This is a genomic window from Burkholderia sp. MSMB1078WGS (assembly GCF_001528895.1).
Taxonomy (GTDB): domain Bacteria; phylum Pseudomonadota; class Gammaproteobacteria; order Burkholderiales; family Burkholderiaceae; genus Burkholderia.
On record NZ_LPDI01000025.1, the window covers coordinates 16941 to 36899 of the forward strand.

Genomic DNA, 19959 nt, shown 5'->3' on the forward strand with positions numbered 1-19959 from the left:
TCACGCAGGAACGCCGCTCACCATGTCTTATTCGCTTTCGTTGCTGGACAAGAGTCCGATCGCCGACGGCGCGAACGCCGCCGACGCGCTGCGCTTCACCACGGCGCTCGCGCAACGCGTCGAACAGCTCGGCTACGCGCGCTTCTGGGTCGCCGAACATCACGGCACGCCGGGCTTCGCGAGCTCGGCGCCGGAGATCGTCGTCGCGCATCTGCTCGCGCGCACGTCGCGCATCCGCGTCGGCTCGGGTGGCGTGATGCTGCAGCACTACAGCCCGTTCAAGGTGGCCGAGACGTTCAAGCTGCTGGCCGCGCTCGCGCCGGGTCGCGTCGATCTCGGCATCGGCAAGGCGCCCGGCGGGCTGCCGCTGACCACGCGCGCGCTGCAGTGGTTCCACGACAAGGCGCGCAAGCCCGACTTCGCGGGGCAGCTCGCGGAGCTCGACGCGTTTCTCGGCTGGGGCGTGGCCGAAGATCATCCGCTCGCCGGCGCGGTCGCGATGCCGGTGCCGCCGCAGTTGCCCGAACGGATCCTGCTCGGCGGCTCGCCGGACAGCGGCGCGCTCGCCGCGCGCAACGGCTGGCGCTTCTGCTACGCGGGCCATTTCAACGGCGACGACGCGAACCTCGAACGCTCGCTCGACGCATACCGCAGCGCGGGCGGCCAGAAGCCGCTCGTCGCGCTGTACGCCGTCGCCGCCCCGACGCGCGACGAGGCCGAGCGACTGATCGGGCCGCTGAAGATCTTCAAGCTGCAGTTCGCGGGCGGCCAGAGCTTCAACCTCGCCAGCGCGCAGGCGGCCGCCGAATTCGCGCGGCAAAGCGGCGCGTCCGACTACCGGATCGACGAGCTGCGACCGACGGTGCTGGCCGATACGCCCGACCGCGTGCACCGCGCGCTCGACGCGCTGAGCCGGCGCCTCGACGTCGATGCGTTCGTGATCGATTCGCCGGTGTCCGACTACGCGGCACGGCTCGCGTCGGCCGAATGGCTCGGCGGCGCGCTGTCGACCACGCCGTTGCAGGCGGCCCTCGCGGCCGACCGTTCCCTTTCCCCCGACCAGAACGCGTGACGCTCCCATCATGACGACCCGACGATCGATCCCCTTCGGCCTGATGCTGCAAGGCGCAGGCAGCCACATGAACGCGTGGCGGCATCCGAGCAACCCGCCCGACGCGAGCATCAACCTCGACTTCGCGATCGGCGTCGCGCGCAAGGCGGAGGCCGCCGGCATCGCGTTCGCGTTCGTCGCGGACGGCCTCTACATCAACGAGAAGTCGATCCCGCACTTCCTGAACCGCTTCGAGCCGCTGACCGTGCTGTCTGCGCTCGCGGTCGCGACGAAGAAGATCGGGCTCGCCGGCACGATCTCGACGTCGTACAGCGAGCCGTTCACGGTCGCGCGCCAACTCGCGTCGCTCGACGCGATCAGCGGCGGGCGCGCGGGCTGGAACGTCGTGACGACGCCGCTCGAAGGCACCGCGAAGAATTTCGGCAAGGCGCACCCGGATCACGAGCTGCGCTACGAGATCGCCGACGAATACCTCGAGGTCGTGCAGGGCCTGTGGGACAGTTGGGACGACGATGCATTCGTGCGCGACCGCGCGACCGGCCGCTTCTTCGATCGCGACAAGCTCCATACGCTCGATCACCGCGGCCGCTTCTTCCAGGTCGCGGGCCCGCTGAACATCCAGCGCTCGCCGCAGGGGCAGCCCGTGATCTTCCAGGCCGGCTCGTCCGACACCGGGATCGGCCTCGCGGGCAAATACGCGGATGCAGTATTCACGCATTCGCCGTCGATCGAGGAGACGGCCGCGTTCACGCAGCGCGTGAAACGGAGCGCGATCGAGCATGGGCGGCAAGCCGGCGACGTGAAGATCTTCCCCGGCGTCGGGCCGATCGTCGGCCGCACGGCCGCCGAAGCGGAGGACAAATACCAGGCGATCCGCGACCTGCTGACGATCGACGAGGCGCTCGCGTACCTCGGCCGCTATTTCGATCACCACGATTTCACGCAGTACGCGCTCGACGCGCCGTTCCCGGAACTCGGCGAGCTCGGTCGCAACAGCTTCCGCTCGACCACCGACCGGATCAAGGCCGATGCGAAACAAAAAGGCCTGTCGCTGCGCGAAACCGCGCTTGCGGTCGCGACGCCGCGCCCGAACTTCATCGGCACGGCCGAGCACGTCGCCGACGAGTTGATCCGCTGGCATGACGCCGGCGCCGGCGACGGTTTCATCCTCGGTTTTCCGGTACAGGCGCAGGGCATCGACGATTTCGTCGAACTCGTGATTCCGGTGCTCGAGGCGCGCGGCCGCTACAGCCGCGACCTGCCCGGCGTCACGCTGCGCGATCACCTCGGCCTGCCGCGCAAGGCGAGCCGCTACGCGACGCCCGGCGCCGCACGGGAAACGGCCGCCGAAGCGCACGCCTGACGCCGTACGCCGCCCGTGCGCGGGGCACCCGCCGATCATCCATTCGAGGATTCAAACGACATGAGCGACACGACCCATCTCGGCGGCGCGCTGCCGCCGCTCTCTTCCCCCGTTGCCCGAGCGCCCGGCGCGGGTTTGCGGATCGTACCCGCGCGCCACCGGTCGCGCACGGCCGGCACCGTGCTCGCGCTCGTGCTGATCGCGATCACGCTGCATTCGATCCTCGGCAACCCGCAATGGGGCTGGCCGGTGTTCGCCGAATGGTTCCTGTCGCCGCCGGTACTGTCGGGGCTCGCGCGCACGCTGATGCTGACGCTGCTCGGCGCGGTGTTCGGCTTCGTGCTCGGCGCGTTCGTCGCGTTGGCCCGGCTGTCGCGTTCGCGCCTGCTGTCCGCCAGCGCGTGGACCTTCGTGTGGCTGTTCCGCTCGATTCCGCTGATCGTGCTGCTGCTGATCCTGAACAACCTCGGCTACCTGTACGAACATGTGCGGCTCGGCGTCCCGTTCACCGACATCGTTTGGTTCGACGCGCCGACCACCGATCTCATCAGCCCGTTCCTCGCGGCCGTGCTCGGCCTCACGCTGAACCATGCGGCGTTTTCCGCGGAAGTGATCCGCGGCGGCATTCTCGCGGTCGACCAGGGGCAACTCGAAGCCGCCGCCGCGCTCGGGCTGCCGCGCGGCCGGCAAACGTCGCGAATCGTGCTGCCGCAGGCGATGCGCGCGATCCTGCCGACCGCGTTCAACGACCTGATCACGCTCGCGAAAGGCACGTCGATGGTGTACGTGCTCGCGATGCCGGAGTTGTTCTATACGGTGCAGGTGATCTATCGCCGCAACCTCGAAGTGATTCCGCTGTTGATGGTCGCGACCGTCTGGTATCTGATCATCCTGACCGTGCTGTCCGCGATCCAGGTGCAGGTCGAGCGGCACTATGCGCGCGGCGCGTTGCGCAATCCGCCGCCGTCCGTGGTCACGTTCGCGCTTGCGCGCATCGGCGGGCTGTGGCGGCGCGTCGCGTCGCGCCGCGCGGCATCGAGCGCCAGTGCACGAAGCGATGCCGGCACGCATGCCGATGTCGCGGCCGCCGTGTCGCGCACCGGCGGCGAAGTGGCCGTGCATGGCGTGTCGAAACAGTTCGGCATGCAACGCGTGCTCGACAACGTGTCGTTCGTCGCGCCGCGCGGCAGCGTGACCGTGATCGTCGGGCCGTCCGGCTCCGGCAAGTCGACGCTGCTGCGTACGATCAACCATCTCGAACGCGTCGACGACGGGTTCATCGACATCGACGGTGAATTGATCGGCTATCGCCGCGACGGCGACGTGCTGCACGAATTGAACGAACGCGACGTGCTGAAGCGGCGCACGGCCGTCGGCATGGTGTTCCAGAACTTCAACCTGTTCCCGCACCTGACGGTGCTCGAGAACCTGGTCGAAGCGCCGGTCGCCGTCGCCGGCATGGCGCGCGATGCGGCCGAGCGCGCCGCGCGCACGCTGCTCGCGCGGGTCGGCCTCGCGGATAAGGCCGATGCATACCCGCGCCAGTTGTCCGGCGGGCAGCAGCAACGCGTCGCGATCGCGCGGGCGCTCGCATTACGGCCGAAGGTGCTGCTGTTCGACGAACCGACGTCGGCGCTCGATCCGGAACTCGTCAACGAAGTGCTCGACGTAATCAAGGAACTCGCGCGCTCGGGTACGACGCTTGTGATCGTCACGCACGAGATCGGCTTCGCACGCGAAGTGGCGGACAACGTGCTGTTCATGGAACGCGGGCGCATCGTCGAGGCCGGCCCGCCTGCTGTCGTGCTCGATGCGCCGGCACATGCGCGCACGCGCGCGTTCCTGTCGCGGGTGCTGTGATGCGCGCCGCTTCCGACTCGCGAGGTGCCGCACGATGACCGATCGACGCCAGTTCGTCACGGCCGCGCTGGTCGCGGCATCGGGCCTGCCGTGGCGTGCGGCTCGCGCAGCCGCCGCGACGGCCGACCTCGACCCGCGCCAGGCCGGCCGCGTGCGCGCCGGCCCCGACGACGCGGCCATTCGCGCGGCAAGCGGCTACCGCTGGGTGCGCGACGGCGCGTTCACCGTCGCGATTTCGCCGCATGCGCCGCCCGTATCGACCTATGCGACCGACGCGCGCACCGTGGTCGGCGCCGATCCCGACTATGCGCAGCTCGTTGCCGACGCGCTCGGCCGTACGCTCGTGCTGGTGCCGATCGCATGGGCCGACTGGCCGCTCGGCCTGACGTCCGGCAAGTACGACGCGGTGATCTCGAACGTCGGCGTGACCGAGAAGCGCAAGGAGAAATACGATTTCACGACCTATCGGCTCGGGCTGCACGGCTTCTACGTGCGCACCGCCAGCCCGATCGCGAAGATCGCGGAACCGAAGGACGTCGCCGGCCTGCGTATCATCACCGGCGCCGGCACGAGCCAGGAGCGCATTCTGCTCGAATGGAGCAAGCGCAACGTCGCGCAGGGGCTCAAGCCGGCCGAGCTGCTCTATTTCGACGACGACGCGACGGCGCGCGTCGCGCTGCTGTCGGGCCGTGCGGACGCGGAGCTGAACCCGAACGCGTCACTCGCATACGAGGCCGCGCGCAGCGGCAAGATCCGCCGCGTCGGCGTCGTCAATGCCGGCTGGCCGGCGAATGCGGACGTTGCGATCGCGACGCGTCGCGGCAGCGGGCTTGCGCCCGCGCTGACGCTCGCGACCAATGCGCTGATCGGAAACGGCCGCTACGGACAGGCGCTCGCGCGCTGGGGTTTGCAGAGCGAGGCGATCGCGCGGGCGGAGACCAATCCGCCGGGGCTGCCGTCGTTCTGAACGCGCCATGCAAGCGCCCCGGCATGCCGTGACGGCGATGCCGGGGCACGCGACTCGCGGGCAGGCTCGTCTACGCCGGCACCGCGGCCCGATATCGATCGAGTTCCGCGATATGCGCATGAATCGCCGGGATCAGGTCGCGCCCGTAGGCCAGCGCATCGTCGAGCGGATCGAAACCGCGAATCAGGAACGTCGATACGCCGAGCCGGTAATACGCCCCGAGCGCCCGCGCGACCTGCTCGGGCGTGCCGACCAGCGCGGTCGAGTTCCAGCGCGCGCCGGTCAGGTTCGCGACGCCCATCCACAGGCGCTCGTCGAGCACGTCGCCCTGCGCGGCGGCCGCCATCAGCCGCTGCGAGCCGGCATTCTGCGGCGCATGGCCGGCGATCGGCTGGCCGTTCGCGAGCCGCGCCGCGCGCACGCGCTCGCGAATCGCCTCGGCCTTCTCCCACGCGGCCGCCTCGGTATCGGCGACGATCGGCCGGAACGACACGCTGATGCGCGGCGCCCGCCCGAACGGCGCGGCCGCGGCCCGCACGCGGGCGATCTGCTCGCGCACCGCGTCGAGCGGTTCGCCCCACGTCATGTAAACATCCGCGTGTTCGCCCGCGACCGCAAGCGCGGCCGGCGACGAGCCGCCGAAATAGATCGGCACATGCGGCCGCTGCGCGCCCTTCACGACCGGCGACGCGCCGCGCAGCCGATAAAACGCGCCGTCGTGGTCTACCGGCGCATCGGCCAGCCAGATCCGTTTCAGCACGTCGAGATATTCGCGGGTGCGGCGATAGCGAGCATCGTGCGGCACGAAGTCGCCGTCGCGCTGCAGGTCCGCATCGTCGCCGCCGGACACCACGTTCAGCGCCAGCCTTCCGCCGCTGAACACGTCGAGCGTCGCTATCTGCCGCGCGGCGGCCGACGGCACGATCACGCCCGGCCGGTGCGCGAGCAGCAGGCGGATGCGTTCGGTCGCGGCGGCCGCGAACGACGCGACGATGAAGCCGTCCGCCGCGTTGCTGAAATGGCCGACCAGAATCTGGTCGAAGCCGGCGGCCTCGTGCGCCTGCGCGAAGCGGCGCACGTAGTCGGGCTGCACAGCCGCGCCGCCCGGTACGTCGACCTCCGCGCCGGGTGTCGCGGTGATCATGCCGATGATGTCGACTGGCATGTCGGGATGTCCTTGGATATATCGATCGGAAATCGTGAAGCGTGCCGCACGGTCATTGCGCGGCGGCCGTCTTTTGCGCAGGCACGGCGAACGCGCCCGCATACGAGCGGTCGAGCAGCTTCGACGTGTCGTACGCGGCGGGAATCACGCCGGCCTTGTGCAGGAAGTCGGCCGTGTTCTGCGCATCTTTGGCGGCCGCTTCGTCTACCGGCCCGACGCGTTGTTTGGCGTTGCCGAGCCAGCGATACGCGACGTCGGGCTCGAGCTTCGCGCGCTTCGCCCACAGGTCCGCGTACTCGCGCGGATGGCTGTCGACCCACTGGCGCGCGGCCACCACGCGCCGCAGGAAATCGGTGATCTCGGCACGCTTGCCCGAGGCGGCCTGCTCGTTCGCGGCGACGAAGCTCAGCGCCGGCATCAGCCCCTGTGCGGTCGTCACGGGCCGCGCGCCCTGCCGCAACGCGAGCGTGCTGACGAACGGCTCCCACAGCGATACCGCATCGACCGAACCGTTCGCGAGCGCATTGGTGGCGTCGATCGGCATCAGGTACGCGTACTTCACCGAATCGGCGCGCAGGCCCGCGTGTTCGAGCGCGCGCAGCACGAGCTGCTGGCTCCAGGCGCCGCGCCATACCGCGATGGTCTTGCCCTGCAGATCGGCGACGGTGCGCACCGGCGAATGCTTCGGCACGAGGATCGCGACGCCGTCGAGGCTCTGCCGCGACACCGCGACGACCTTGACCGGCGCGCCGCGCGCGGCCAGCGTGAGCAGCGCGGAATCGCCGAGGAAGCCGATGTCGATCGCGTTGCCGTTCAGGCTTTCGGCGACCGGCGCGGCGGCCTGGAAATGTTTCCATTCGATCGCGTAAGGCAGGTCCTTCAGCACGCCGGACGCTTCCATCGATGCCTGGATGTTGAAGTAGTTCTGTTCACCGACGCGCAGCGTGACGGTGTCCTTGGCGATGCCCGGCTGCGCGGCAAGCGCCAGCATGAGCGCCGTGACGATTCGGCTCAGCAACATGATCTCCCGGAAGGTTGGCGGACGGCCGCGCGACGGCGCGCCCTCTTTCCGCCTGCGCGACGGCCGGCGGAACGGATGGAACCGGTGAAGATACGTCGATCCACTTCATGACACAAACGCAATATTCTTCTATGCAAAGATGCAAATATTTTATGAAGCGCGCGCACTTGCGCGGCGCTCGCCGCCGGCCGCCGGACTACGGAGTTCGAACGATTCCTCGATAAATATTTCGCGCACGAAATAAATCGCGGACTATAGTTCGCATACGAAATAACTGCCCGAGCGAGGACGGCCATGACCTCCCACCCCATCGAATTTTCCGCCGCCGACGGCTATGTCCTGCACGGCACGCTGTGGTCGCCGGCCGCGACGCCGCGTGCGCTGGTCCTGATCCATCCGGCCACGGCCGTGCCCGAGCGGCTGTATGCGGGCTTCGCGCGCTTTCTGACCGAACGCGGTTTCGCGGCGCTGACCTACGACTATCGCGGCATCGGCGCCTCGCGGCCTGCGCGTCTGGGCGCGCTGCAGGCCCGCATGCGCGACTGGATGGAGCTCGACGTGGGCGCCGCGACCGCGTGGGCCCGGCACACGCATGAAGGGCTGCCGCTGCTCGCGGTCGGCCATAGCGTCGGCGGCCACGCGATCGGGCTGTCCGGCGCGACGCCCCATCTGCGCGCCGCCGTGCTGGTCGCCGCGCATGCGGGCAGCACGCGGCTGATCGCGCAGGCGGCCGAACGCCTGAAGGTGCGGCTGATCCTGCGCGTGCTCGGGCCGCTGACGTCCGCGCTGCTCGGCTACGTGCCCGGCAAGCGGCTCGGGCTCGGCGAGGATCTGCCGGCCGGCGTATTTCGCGAATGGAGCCGCTGGACGACGCTGCCGCACTACTTCTTCGACGATCCGACACTCGGCGCGGCCGAGCGCTTCTCGAAGCAGCAGTTGCCGATCCTCGCGCTCGGCTTCGACGACGATCCGTGGGCGAACCCTGCCGCGATCGGCCTGCTGGTAAGCTATCTGACCCGCGCGAAGGTCGAACGCCGCCAGATCGATCCGCGCGCGGCAGGCAGCGGCCCGGTCGGGCACATGGGCTTCTTTCGCAGCCGGCCCGGCGCCGTGCTGTGGCCCGACGTCGCCGACTGGCTCGCGCAGGCGCTCGACACGCCTCGCGCCGCGGGCCGCCCCTCCCTTTCCATCGCAGCCGGGAACCCAGCTTGAGCGAAGACCGACGCCTGTTTTTCATGTTGAACATCGGCCAGCGGCGCGTGCAGCGCTGGATCGATCGCAAGGCCGAAACCGAGACGCGCGCGAGCGCCGCGCAGGCCGGCGTGCTGTTCTGCCTCGCGAAGCAGGACGGCGCGCTGATCGGCGAAGTCGGCGCCGCATTGCAGCTCGCGCCGTCCGCGATGACGGGGCTCGCCGACCGGATGGCGAAAGCCGGCCTCATTACGCGTCATGCCGATTCGGACGACGGCCGCGCGACGCGGCTGTACCTGACCGACGAAGGCCACGCGGCACTCAAGCGCGCGCGCGTGCTGCTGCGCGAACTCAACGGCAAGCTGTGCGACGGGTTTTCCGACGACGAACTCGATGTCGTCGCGCGCTGGTTGCACGCGTTGCAGGAGCGTTTTCCGGCCGAGCGCTGAGCAGCGCATCGCGCGCTCGCAACCGGCTCGCGCCAGCCGCAATCGCAAGCGATTGCGATTCGCGTTTTCGATTCGACTTTCATGCCGGCGCAGCGGCAAATCTTGCGTGCCCGCGCCGGCTTCCGGCAACGCTTTCCGGCTACGCTCTGTTACAAAAAACCGCCTGTCGCGCCGCATTCGAATCGCCTACATTGCAATCCACTTCGACACATTCGTCGCATGCTCTGACCGGCTTTCCCGTCGGGTCGACATCGCAGGCACACCCGACAAGCAATGAAAATGAAGAGGAGTCTTAACCGAAGCGCTGGCGGCATCCAGCGCACGCGGATGGCGATGACCGAAGCGGCATGCTGAACGACCCGTAACGACGTGCGCGGCATGATCGGCCGCGCGCCCCGGATCGGGTCGCCTCGTCGTGCCCCGCCAGCGCATCCGCACCTCATCGAGGAGTCGTCCATGCGACGCATGATCGTGTCCCATCCGCTTGTCACCCGCCTGTCCGCCGCGATGGCGCTGGCCGCCGCTGCCGCGGCGCACGCCGAGCCCACCGTCGTGTCCGGCCCGAGCCCGTTCGCCGCGTGCACCATCGGCGGCCCGGGCGTCAACTACGTGAATGCTGAAGTCGAACCGTGGCTCGCGGTCAACCCCGCGAACCCGAACAACATGATCGGCGTGTGGCAGCAGGACCGCTGGTCGAACGGCGGCGCCCACGGGCTCGTCGCCGGCTACTCGTTCGATGCCGGCGCAACCTGGGCGCGCACGCCGCAGCCGTTCAGCGCATGCGCGCCGGGCGGACTGAAGTACGAGCGCGCATCCGATCCATGGGTATCGTTCGGGCCGGACGGCACCGCGTATTCGGTGTCGATCTCGTTCAATCAGTCGAACAACAGCAATGCGGTCGGCGCATCGGTCTCGACCGACGGCGGACAGACGTGGAGCAGCCCTGCCGTACTGATCGCGAACGATGAACCGACGACGCAATTCTTCAACGACAAGGAATCGGTGACCGCCAACCCGGTGAAGGCCGGCACCGCGTACGCGGTATGGGACCGCCTCGAACTGCCGAACGGCAACCCGTACGCGAACCTGCACACGCAGGCGTTCCGCGGGCCGACGCTGTTCTCGAAGACGACCGACGGCGGCAAGACGTGGAGCGCCGCGAAGGTCATCGTCGACGTTCCTTCGCGTCAGCAGACGATCGGCAACCAGATCGTCGTCGATCCGAAGAGCGGCACGCTCTACGATTTCTTCGACCTGATCCAGCCGCCGTTCAGCAAGGCGGCCGGCAAGGTCGCGTTCATCAAGTCGACCGACGACGGCGCGACGTGGACCAAGCCGCAGGTGATCGCGGGACTGCAGACGGTCGGCGTCACGGATCCGAACACCGGCGAACCCGTGCGCACCGGCGACATCATTCCGGAGCCGGCGATCGACCCGGCATCGGGGCAACTCTACGTCGTGTGGCAGGACAGCCGCTTCAACGGCGGCACGTACGACGAGATCGCGATATCGACGTCGAAGAATGGCGGCGCGACATGGAGTGCGCCGCTACAGGTGAACACGCCGACCGGGCGCCCCGCGTTCAATCCGTCGGTGCGCGTCGACAACACGGGCGCGGTGATGGTCACGTACTACGACTTCCGCGACCTGCAGGCCGGCAACACGACGACGCTGCCGACCGGCTTCTGGCGCAAGATCTCGCACGACGGCGGCGCCACGTTCGCCGACGAGCGGCGCGTCGGCGGCCCGTTCGACATGAAGCTCGCGCCCAACGCCGAAGGGTTCTTCATCGGCGACTACCAGGGGCTCGACGTCCTCCCGTCGTCGTCGTTCCATCCGTTCTTCGTCCAGACCAACGCGGGCAACCTGACGAACCGCACCGACGTGTTCTTCGCACCGTGATGCGAGGATGACCGCTCCGGCGCCGCACGACGCCATGCGTCGCGCGGCGCCGTGCGCTTGTTCAGGGCATCGATGCAGGGCGATCGGCGCGATGCGTCCGTCGACCGTCCCTTCCCTCGGCTTCGCGAATACGTCGTCGATGCTGGCGAGCCGGTCGCGGCGGATACGCGCGCACCAGGCGTGCGCCGCGAAATCGAGCGACTCCTGCAGATTGCGCCGCGTGCCGACGATCGACCTGCGTACGGTGATGCCATTCAGCACGGTCGAGAAGATCGGCAACGGGAAATCGCCCGGAGGCAGGCCGTTGAGCGCCACCGTGCCGCCGCGCCGGTCGATGCGGCTTCGCGCCGGTCGACGCGAAAGCCCGCGCCGGCGGTTGCACGCCGCCCCGCTGCTGCCGCGACCCTAGCCGATCCGACAGAAACCCGACAGGATCCTGCCGTTCGGCTTGGAATTTGACATGATATAACATATCATTTCGCGTGCTCGTCCGCCTGACGCCGTTCCAACCCAGGTGGCTGCGCCTCGCCGAGCCATGTTCCAACGGGTCATTGCGCGTCAGTGACGCAACAATATATCGTATCCAGCGATGATCCGCATGGCTCGTTATCCGATCCGATTCCAACCGATTCACCGACCATGCGCGACCTCCCTCGCTTACCGCTTCGCCCGCTCTCGTCCTTGTCGCTGATACTGTTCGCCGCCGTCGCCCACGCGCAGACCGATGCGCCCGCCGCGTCCGGCACGCCTGCCGCCGCACCCGCGCCGCTCGCGCCGATCTTCGTGACCGCGAACCCGCTCGGCGACACCGAACTGATCGCACCGACCGTCCAGCTTTCCGGCGATGCGCTGACGCGCCGCCAGGCCGATTCGCTCGGCGAAACGCTCAACGGGCTGCCCGGCGTGTCGACCACCACCTACGGGCCGATGGTCGGCCGTCCGATCATCCGCGGGATGGACGGCGACCGGATCCGGCTGCTGCAGAACGGCGTCGCGGCGTATGACGCGTCGTCGCTGTCGTACGACCATGCGGTGCCGCAGGATCCGCTGTCGATCGAGCGCGTCGAAATCGTGCGCGGGCCGGCCGCGCTGCTGTACGGCGGCAACGCGGTGGGCGGCGTGGTCAACACGATCGACAACCGGATTCCGCGCGAAGCGATCGAGGGTGTGACCGGCGCGCTCGACGCGCGCTACGGCGGCGCGAATTCCGTGCGCGCGGGCGCCGCGCAGGTCGAAGGCGGCAACGGCCGCTTCGCGTTCCACGTCGATGCATTCGATCGCGAAACGAGCAAGCTGCGGATTCCCGGCTACGCGCGCAGCAGCCAGCAACGCGCGCTCGACGGCCCCGACACGCCGCAACCGGAAGGCAACGTGCCGAACAGCGACGGCCGCGTGCACGGCGGTGCGGTCGGCGCGTCGTACACGGGGGCGGACGGTTTCGCTGGCCTGTCGTACAGCGGCTACGAATCGAACTACGGCTCCGTCGCGGAAAGCGACGTGCGGCTGCGGATGCGCCAGGAACGCCTTGCGCTCGCGTCCGAGGTGCGCAACCTGAGCGGGCCTTTCACGACGCTGAAATTCGACTTCGCGTACACCGACTACCGCCACAAGGAAGTCGACAACGGCGAGACGGCGACCACCTTCCGCAACCGCGGCTACGAGGCGCGCATCGAGGCGCGCCATCGCAAGATCGGCCCGTTCGAAGGTGCGATCGGCGTGCAGTTCGGCCAGAACACTTTTTCCGCGCTCGGCGACGAATTGCTCGTGCCGTCCACGCGCACCAACAGCGTCGCGCTGTTCGGCCTGGAGGAATGGCAGGTCGTCCCGGCGCTGAAGCTGAGCCTCGGCGGCCGCTTCGAGCACGTGAAGGTCGACCCCGATCCGGCCGGCATCGAGAAATTCGCGCTCGCGCAGCCGCGCGATTTCAACGCCGGCAGCCTGTCGGCCGGCGCGCTGTTCTCGCTGACGCCGGCATGGTCGGTCGCCGCGAACGTCGCCTACACCGAACGCGCGCCGACCTTCTACGAGTTGTATTCGAACGGCCCGCACGATGCGACCGGCCAGTTCCTGATCGGCAACCCGAACGCGTCGAAGGAAAAAGCCGTGTCGACCGACCTGTCGCTGCGCTATGCGAGCGGGCCGAACCGCGGCAGCGTCGGCGTGTTCTACAACCGCTTCTCGAACTACCTGACCGAGTACAACACCGGCCGCGTGGTGGACGACGACGGCGAGCCCGTCGCGCCCGGCACCGACGGCTCGCTCAACGAGGCGATCTATCGCGGCGTGCGCGCCGAGTTCTACGGCATCGAGCTGGACGGCAAGTGGCGTGCATTCGCGCGGCGCGGCCATACGGTCGATCTCGAACTGACGGCCGACTACACGCATGCGCGTAACGTCGACACGGGCCAGCCGCTGCCGCGCATCGCGCCGCTGCGTGCGACGCTTGCGGCCGACTACGGTTACGGCCCGTTCGGTGCGCGTGCGCAGGTCACGCACGCTTGGTCGCAGCATCGCGTACCCGACAACGACTTCTCGACGGACGGCTACACGTCGCTCGGCGTGATGCTGACCTACAAGTTCCGCGTCGGCGCGACGCACTGGCTCGCGTACCTGCGCGGCGACAACCTGACGAACCAGGAGATCCGCTACTCGACTTCGGTGGTACGCGGTTTCGCACCGGAAGGCGGCCGCAGCGTGATGGCCGGATTGCGCACCACGTTCTGACCCTCGTACGGCTCGCGGCGCCCGCCGCGGGCCTTTTACCGGCGCGAACCGAACCGGCCGCGCCGCTCCGTTTATTCGTCAATCCATCGCGCCGATTACTTCGATTACGTCGCTCACGTCGAACGCGCGCACCGCAACGAAATTCCCTTATTCGTCGGCAAATCAGAACGAAATCATCAGACAAATATTATAAAAAAGATGTTTTTTGTTTCACCAGTAAAAACACATTCAAATTCCGCGCATAACACATCGAATAAAAGCGCCCCACGAGCCTTTTGATCAAGATCAAGAACGACCGCCCAATAAGGCCGTCAGCGCCAAGAAAAATGAATGTAAGGGTTTTCGAAGGGTAAAGAATCATCCCGAATACCCGTTAAAACCGGCACGAACCCGTATCTGGTCGAACGATAAATTCCATTTACAACCACACGCACAGGGGCCGAAACGTGAAAATCGTCAGAATCAGCATCAAAACGAAACTCCTCGGCGGCTTCGGCCTGCTGGCCGCGGTCGTCGTGACCGTATCGGGCATGGCGCTCAAGGCACTGTCCGATACGAACGCCGAGTTTTCACGCTACATGAACGGCATCAACGCGCGGGCCAGCCTGGCCGCACAAATCCGCACCGCGGTCGACCGGCGCGCGATCGCCGCGCGCAATCTCGTGCTCGCCACGCGGCCGTCCGACATCGAGGCCGAACTGGCCGAGGTGAACCACGCGCACAAGGACGTGCAGGACCATCTCGCGAAGCTCAACGGCCTCATGGCGAACGCGACCGACACGTCCGATCGCGCACGCGAGCTGGTAGCCGAGATCGTGCGCATCGAAACCCGCTACGGGCCCGTTGCGCTGCGCATCGTCGGGCTCGCGCAGGCCGGCAGGAAGGACGACGCGATCGCCGACATCGACGACAATTGCCGCCCGCTGCTCGCGCAACTGGTGCGTGCGACCGACGCCTACGCGACCTATACGCATGAACGCGAAATCGCGATTGCGCAGGCATTCGCGGATCGCTACACGGTGGAGCGCAACCTGCTGGCCGGCATCTGCCTGATCGCCGTCGCGATCGCGGCCGGCGGCGGCCTGTGGCTCACGCGCAAGATCACGGCGCCGATCGGCTCGGCCGTCGACGTCGCGCGCACGGTGGCGAACGGCGATCTCGGTAGCCGCATCGAGGTGCGCGGCAACGACGAAACGCGCGACCTGCTCGATGCGCTGCGGACGATGAACGAGCGGCTGACCGGCATCGTCGGCCGCGTGCGCGACTCGTCGAACAGCATCGCGCACGCGGTGAGCGAGATCGCATCGGGCAACCTCGACTTGAGCCAGCGCACCGAGGAACAGGCTGCTTCGCTGCAGGAAACCGCGGCGACGATGGAGCAATTCACGTCCACGGTGCGCCTGAACGCGGAAAACGCGCAGCAGGCGAGCACGCTCGCCGCGAATGCGTCGGACGTCGCGCAACGCGGCAGCTCGGTGGTCGGCCGCGTGGTCGACACGATGACGGAGATCGGCCACAGCTCGTCGAAGATCGCCGACATCACCGGCATCATCGAAGGCATCGCGTTCCAGACCAACATCCTCGCGCTCAACGCGGCGGTCGAAGCCGCCCGTGCGGGCGAACAGGGTCGCGGCTTCGCGGTCGTCGCGAGCGAGGTGCGCAGTCTCGCGCAGCGCTCGTCGACGGCAGCGAAGGAAATCAAGGCGCTGATCTCCGCGTCGGTGCAGACGATCCGCGACGGCTCCGCGCTCGCGGGCGAAGCCGGCAAGACGATGTCCGACGTCACGCAGGCCGTGGCGCGCGTGACGGACATCATGGGCGAGATCGCGGCCGCGTCGGCCGAGCAGAGCCGCGGCATCGACCAGGTGAACCTGACGATCACGCAGATGGACCAGACGACGCAACAGAACGCGGCGCTCGTCGAGCAGGCGGCCGCCGCATCGAAGTCGCTCGAGGCGCAGGGCCGCGAGTTGTCCGAAACGGTTGCCGCGTTCCGGATGCCGGCTGGCGCGCATGCGGTATCGCCCGGCACGCATGCACTGGAAGCCGACACGCGCCACTGGCAACCGGCCGCCGCGTAACGGCATGCGCGTCGTCCGCACCATTGCGCCCGACGCGCCGCATGCCCCGGCACACACTGCGTCGCAGCGCGGCGCAAGTTTCGGTCCCGCCCGGGCAGCGCCGGTTGCAGGACCGGCGCCATCGATACGTGCGACCTGTTCGTCCGAGTCGTTCGTCGACACGGACTTTTAAAACGCACGAATGACGAGTATCCTAAAAAAGTACTTTTCGACCGGACGGCGAATCGCGTGCCCTGACTCCCGTCCGATCGCCATGCGGCCCCGTCGTATCGCGCACCGCGCGCCGATGGCGGCGTCTGCCTCTTGCGCCCTGGCCGCACGAACCTTCCCCAACAATCGTCAGGAGAGCTGGTGAGCCGACTCGTCGTCGTATCCAATCGCATCGCAGATCCCCGTAAAGCCGCGGCCGGCGGCCTCGCCGTAGCCGTGAAGGACAGCCTGCAGGAAACCGGCGGCGTCTGGTTCGGCTGGAGCGGGAGGCTACGCGGCGGCGACGAGCAAAGCGCGCATGGCGACGACGTGCAGGTCCAGAACGTCGGCGGCATCCAGCTCGCGACGGTCGATCTCGATCCGCAGGATTACGACGCTTACTATCTCGGTTACTCGAACAACGTGCTGTGGCCGGTGTTTCACTACCGGCTCGATCTCGCGCAGTTCGACCGGCGCTTCGCCGACGGCTACCGACGCGTGAACCAGCTGTTCGCGCGCAAGCTGCGCACGCTGCTGCGGCCCGACGACACCATCTGGGTCCACGACTATCAGCTGATTCCGCTCGCGGCCGAGCTGCGCGCGATGGGCTGCACGAATCCGATCGGCTTCTTCCTGCACATCCCGATGCCGCCGCCGCCGATCATGGCCGCGATTCCCGAGCACGAGTGGCTGATGCGCGCGCTGTTCGCGTACGACCTCGTCGGCTTCCAGACCGAATCGGATCTGCTCCACTTCGAGCACTACGTCGAAGCGGAAGCCGGGGCGGCACGGCTGCCGGACGGCCGACTGCGCGCGTTCGGCCGCACGCTGTCGGCCGGCGCGTTTCCGATCGGCATCAACGTCGACGAATTCGAGTCGCTCGCGCGCGACCGCGACGGCCTCGCGATGTTCGAACGCATGCGCGACGAATATTCGCGCCGCCAGTTGCTGGTCGGGGTCGACCGGCTCGATTACACGAAAGGGCTGCCGCAGCGCGTGCACGCGTTCCGCGAGTTGCTCGAGCAGTATCCGGAGAACCGCGACCGTGCGACGCTGATCCAGATCGCCGCACCGAGCCGCGAGGATCTCGGCGCCTACGACGACCTGCGGCGCGAGATGGACAGCCTGTGCGGCGCGATCAACGGCGACTACGGCGAGCTCGAATGGATGCCGATGCGCTACATTCACCGCACCGTCGCGCGCAAGCGCCTGCCGGGCCTCTACCGCGCGAGCCGGGTCGCCCTCGTCACGCCGCTGCGCGACGGGATGAATCTCGTCGCGAAAGAGTTCCTCGCCGCGCAGGACGCGGCCGACCCCGGCGTGCTCGTGCTGTCGCGTTTCGCGGGCGCGGCCGAGCAACTGAAATCGGCGCTGCTCGTCAATCCGTACGACACGCAAGGCACCGCGCAGGCGATCCAGCGCGCGCTCACGATGCCGCTCGAAGAGCGCCGCCAGCGCCACGCCGCGCTGATGGCGATCGTGCGCAAGACCGACGTGCACTGGTGGCGCACGCGCTTTCTCGACGCGCTCGCCGAAGCGGCCGAAGTTGCGGCCGCGACCGAATCCTGACGCACTGACGCGCGCTCGCGCCCCCTTCGTCGTGCATGCCAGCACGACACCGTTCGATCGATGCGTGCTCGCCGCTCATCGCGACTCCATGGCCAAATAGAAGGAATATCGACGCGCGCCGTCGCCGGCCCGCGCAACGACTTCAGCGATCGGATTCGTGCGGCCGTCCGTACGCGACGAAATCGCGCTCGACGGTGGAGGCCCCCTCCGTTCCAATCTCGCCGCTGCGCGCGTTCGTTTCGTCGCCGGGTAACACCGGCGTCGCCGACGACGGTTCGATGCGTCCGTCGATCAGCGCCTGCAGCGCGTCGCGTTCGAGCACCTCGCATCGCAACAGCCGTCGCGCGATGCGCTCGAGCGCGTCGCGCCGTTCGCCGAGCGTCGCCGCGACGCGCGCATGCGCATCGGTCAGCAGCGTGCGCACTTCTTCGTCGATCATGCGCGCGGTGTGCTCGCTGCAGCGGCCGCCGTCCGCATGCCACGTGCCGGGCGTGCCCGTGCGCGCGTCGCCGTCGTCGAACGTCGCGAGCCCGATCTTCTCGCTCATCCCGTACTGCATGACCATGTGGCGCGCCATCGCGGTCGCGCGTTCGAGGTCGTTCTGCGCACCGGTCGAGACATCGCCAAACACGAGCTCTTCCGCCACGCGCCCGCCGAGCAGCGCATCGATCCGGTCGAGCAGCTCGCTGCGGCGCAGGACGTAGCGATCCTCGGTCGGCACCTGCTGCGTGTAGCCGAGTGCGGCAACGCCGCGCGGAATGATCGACACCTTCTTCACCGGGTCGCAATGCGCGCGGCTTTCCGCGACGAGCGCATGGCCGGCTTCGTGATACGCGATCGTCAGCTTCTCCTGCTCGTTCATCACGCGGCTCTTGCGCTCGAGGCCCGTCAGCGCGCGGTCGATCGCCTCGTCGAAGTCGGCCATGCCGATCGCCGGCTTGCCGAGTTCGGCCGCATGCAGCGCGGCCTCGTTGACGACGTTCGCGAGATCGGCGCCGACGAAGCCCGGCGTGCGCGACGCAAGCTCGCCGAGATCGACGTCGGCCGCGAGCTTCACGTGCTTCACGTGCACGCCGAGAATCTGGCGGCGGCCGTTCACGTCGGGCCGGTCGATCGCGATGTGCCGGTCGAAACGGCCCGGCCGCAGCAGCGCGGGATCGAGGATCTCGGGCCGGTTCGTCGCGGCCATGATGATCACGCCGGAGCCGGCCTGGAAGCCGTCCATCTCGACCAGCAACTGGTTGAGCGTCTGTTCGCGCTCGTCGTTGCCCGACATCGGGCCGACGCCGCGCACCTTGCCGAGTGCATCGAGCTCGTCGACGAACACGATGCACGGCGCCTTCTGCTGCGCCTGCTCGAACAGGTCGCGCACGCGCGCGGCGCCCACGCCGACGAACATCTCGACGAACGCCGAGCCGCTGATCGAGAAGAACGGCACGGCCGCCTCGCCGGCCACCGCGCGTGCGAGCAGCGTCTTGCCCGTGCCCGGCGCGCCGACGACGAGCACGCCTTTCGGAATCTTGCCGCCGAGCCGCTGGTAGCGATCGGGATTGCGCAGAAACGCGACGAGCTGCTGCAATTCGGCCTTCGCTTCGTCGATGCCCGCGATGTCGTCGAACGTGATGCCGGTTTCCTGCTGCACGTACACGCGCGCGCGGCTCTTGCCCATCCCGGTAAAGTCCTGCAGCCCGCCGCGCTTGCGCAGCATCATGTTCCACACGAACACGAACAGCATGAGCGGCAGCAGCCACGACGCGAGCGACGCGATCCAGCCGGTATCGGGCGTGCCGTGATAGCGGATGCCGGCGGCGGTCAGCGTGTCGATCAGGTGTTCGTCGGTCACGCGGCTCGTCGTGAAGCGCCACGGCGCGCCGGCCTGCCGCACGACCGCCGCGTCGGACGCCGGCAGCATCGTGCCGGCCTGCGGCATCTTCAGCGCGCCCGAGATCGACGCGGGGCCGACCTCGAGATCGTCGACGAGCCGCGCAGCGACGAGCCGGTGGAAATCGCTGTACGCGATCGGCGTCGACGTCGGGTGCAGCATCAGCAACTGCGCGGCGAACAGCACGAAGAAGCCCGCCGCGATCAGCAATCCCGGGTAGTCGAATTTCTTGTCCATGGCATCGGGCCGGCCGTCTCTGCTGCGCGGCGTGCGCTCACGCCCGCACGCGCGCGGAACCGGTACTTGGCCGCCATGCGAAAACGGCAAGCATCCACGCCATCGTCGCCTCGCTGTCTCGCATCGTTCGCTGCATCGATGCCGCCTCGGCAACACCGTCGGCCGGCGTCGCGGGGCGATCCTCGCCCGGGCGGCACGCCGCGACACGCCGCCCCTGATTCCAGTCTAGTTCGCGCGCGGGCGTCGCGCACCGCTCGCCGCGCGAGCGTCGAATCGTCCGACGAACG

The 19959-nt window shown here is 68.3% G+C and carries 13 protein-coding genes and 1 pseudogene; 10 read left to right on the plus strand and 4 right to left on the minus strand.

Annotated features, from left to right (window positions below; all coding sequences use genetic code 11):
• Nucleotides 1-22: 22 nt before the first annotated feature.
• The 4 genes from WT24_RS04930 to WT24_RS04950 are packed head-to-tail and all read left to right on the plus strand — an operon-like array spanning nt 23 to nt 5262.
• Nucleotides 23-1072, plus strand: coding sequence for an LLM class flavin-dependent oxidoreductase (locus WT24_RS04930; protein ID WP_060031564.1), 1050 nt, complete (start codon nt 23-25; stop codon nt 1070-1072).
• Nucleotides 1073-1082: 10 nt separating this feature from the next.
• Nucleotides 1083-2435, plus strand: coding sequence for an LLM class flavin-dependent oxidoreductase (locus tag WT24_RS04935; RefSeq protein ID WP_060031567.1), 1353 nt, complete (start codon nt 1083-1085; stop codon nt 2433-2435).
• Nucleotides 2436-2495: 60 nt separating this feature from the next.
• Nucleotides 2496-4295: an amino acid ABC transporter permease/ATP-binding protein gene (locus WT24_RS32160; protein WP_082742097.1), complete on the plus strand. Its 1800-nt coding sequence runs from the start codon at nt 2496-2498 to the stop codon at nt 4293-4295.
• Between the two features lie 34 nt (nt 4296-4329).
• On the plus strand, nt 4330-5262 hold the full coding sequence (locus WT24_RS04950) for an ABC transporter substrate-binding protein (RefSeq protein ID WP_060031572.1): 933 nt from the start codon (nt 4330-4332) through the stop codon (nt 5260-5262).
• A gap of 70 nt (nt 5263-5332) precedes the next feature.
• Here the strand turns inward: WT24_RS04950 and WT24_RS04955 are convergent, their stop codons facing one another.
• Together WT24_RS04955 and WT24_RS04960 are read right to left on the minus strand one after the other, a co-directional pair.
• Nucleotides 5333-6427: an LLM class flavin-dependent oxidoreductase gene (locus WT24_RS04955; RefSeq protein ID WP_059789513.1), complete on the minus strand. Its 1095-nt coding sequence runs from the start codon at nt 6425-6427 to the stop codon at nt 5333-5335.
• Nucleotides 6428-6479: 52 nt separating this feature from the next.
• Entirely contained in the window at nt 6480-7448 is a 969-nt protein-coding gene (locus WT24_RS04960) for an ABC transporter substrate-binding protein (RefSeq protein WP_059505324.1), read from the minus strand.
• Between the two features lie 294 nt (nt 7449-7742).
• Between WT24_RS04960 and WT24_RS04965 the strand changes: the two genes are divergently transcribed.
• From WT24_RS04965 to WT24_RS04975, 3 genes are all read left to right on the plus strand, one after another.
• A complete protein-coding gene (locus WT24_RS04965; RefSeq protein WP_060031574.1) occupies nt 7743-8660 on the plus strand; it encodes a serine aminopeptidase domain-containing protein in 918 nt (305 codons plus the stop codon).
• Entirely contained in the window at nt 8657-9088 is a 432-nt protein-coding gene (locus tag WT24_RS04970; RefSeq protein WP_059505328.1) for a MarR family winged helix-turn-helix transcriptional regulator, read from the plus strand. The genes WT24_RS04965 and WT24_RS04970 overlap by 4 nt, the downstream gene beginning before the upstream one ends.
• Nucleotides 9089-9544: 456 nt before the next feature.
• Nucleotides 9545-10990, plus strand: a complete 1446-nt coding sequence (locus WT24_RS04975; RefSeq protein ID WP_059789516.1) for a sialidase family protein — start codon at nt 9545-9547, stop codon at nt 10988-10990.
• Nucleotides 10991-11080: 90 nt separating this feature from the next.
• Here the strand turns inward: WT24_RS04975 and WT24_RS35215 are convergent.
• A pseudogene (locus WT24_RS35215) lies at nt 11081-11320 on the minus strand (zinc-dependent alcohol dehydrogenase); the annotation flags it as partial.
• 309 nt (nt 11321-11629) lie between these two features.
• Between WT24_RS35215 and WT24_RS04985 the strand changes: the two are divergent.
• From WT24_RS04985 to otsA, 3 genes are all read left to right on the plus strand, one after another.
• A complete protein-coding gene (locus WT24_RS04985; protein WP_082742098.1) occupies nt 11630-13714 on the plus strand; it encodes a TonB-dependent receptor in 2085 nt (694 codons plus the stop codon).
• Nucleotides 13715-14160: 446 nt separating this feature from the next.
• Complete coding sequence (locus WT24_RS04990; RefSeq protein ID WP_060031580.1) at nt 14161-15795, plus strand: methyl-accepting chemotaxis protein; 1635 nt, start codon at nt 14161-14163, stop codon at nt 15793-15795.
• Between the two features lie 351 nt (nt 15796-16146).
• Complete coding sequence (gene otsA, locus WT24_RS04995) at nt 16147-17553, plus strand: alpha,alpha-trehalose-phosphate synthase (UDP-forming) (protein WP_034204779.1); 1407 nt, start codon at nt 16147-16149, stop codon at nt 17551-17553.
• Nucleotides 17554-17695: 142 nt separating this feature from the next.
• Here otsA and ftsH read toward each other — a convergent pair whose 3' ends face one another.
• Entirely contained in the window at nt 17696-19672 is a 1977-nt protein-coding gene (gene ftsH, locus WT24_RS05000; protein ID WP_060031583.1) for an ATP-dependent zinc metalloprotease FtsH, read from the minus strand.
• Nucleotides 19673-19959: the final 287 nt, after the last annotated feature.

Coding starts and splice junctions, on each gene's coding strand:
- WT24_RS04930 (WP_060031564.1), top strand. CDS start 23: ATGTCTTATTCGCTTTCGTTGCTGGACAAGAGTCCGATCGCCGACGGC.
- WT24_RS04935 (WP_060031567.1), top strand. CDS start 1,083: ATGACGACCCGACGATCGATCCCCTTCGGCCTGATGCTGCAAGGCGCA.
- WT24_RS32160 (WP_082742097.1), top strand. CDS start 2,496: ATGAGCGACACGACCCATCTCGGCGGCGCGCTGCCGCCGCTCTCTTCC.
- WT24_RS04950 (WP_060031572.1), top strand. CDS start 4,330: ATGACCGATCGACGCCAGTTCGTCACGGCCGCGCTGGTCGCGGCATCG.
- WT24_RS04955 (WP_059789513.1), bottom strand. CDS start 6,427: ATGCCAGTCGACATCATCGGCATGATCACCGCGACACCCGGCGCGGAG.
- WT24_RS04960 (WP_059505324.1), bottom strand. CDS start 7,448: ATGTTGCTGAGCCGAATCGTCACGGCGCTCATGCTGGCGCTTGCCGCG.
- WT24_RS04965 (WP_060031574.1), top strand. CDS start 7,743: ATGACCTCCCACCCCATCGAATTTTCCGCCGCCGACGGCTATGTCCTG.
- WT24_RS04975 (WP_059789516.1), top strand. CDS start 9,545: ATGCGACGCATGATCGTGTCCCATCCGCTTGTCACCCGCCTGTCCGCC.
- WT24_RS04985 (WP_082742098.1), top strand. CDS start 11,630: ATGCGCGACCTCCCTCGCTTACCGCTTCGCCCGCTCTCGTCCTTGTCG.
- ftsH (WP_060031583.1), bottom strand. CDS start 19,672: ATGGACAAGAAATTCGACTACCCGGGATTGCTGATCGCGGCGGGCTTC.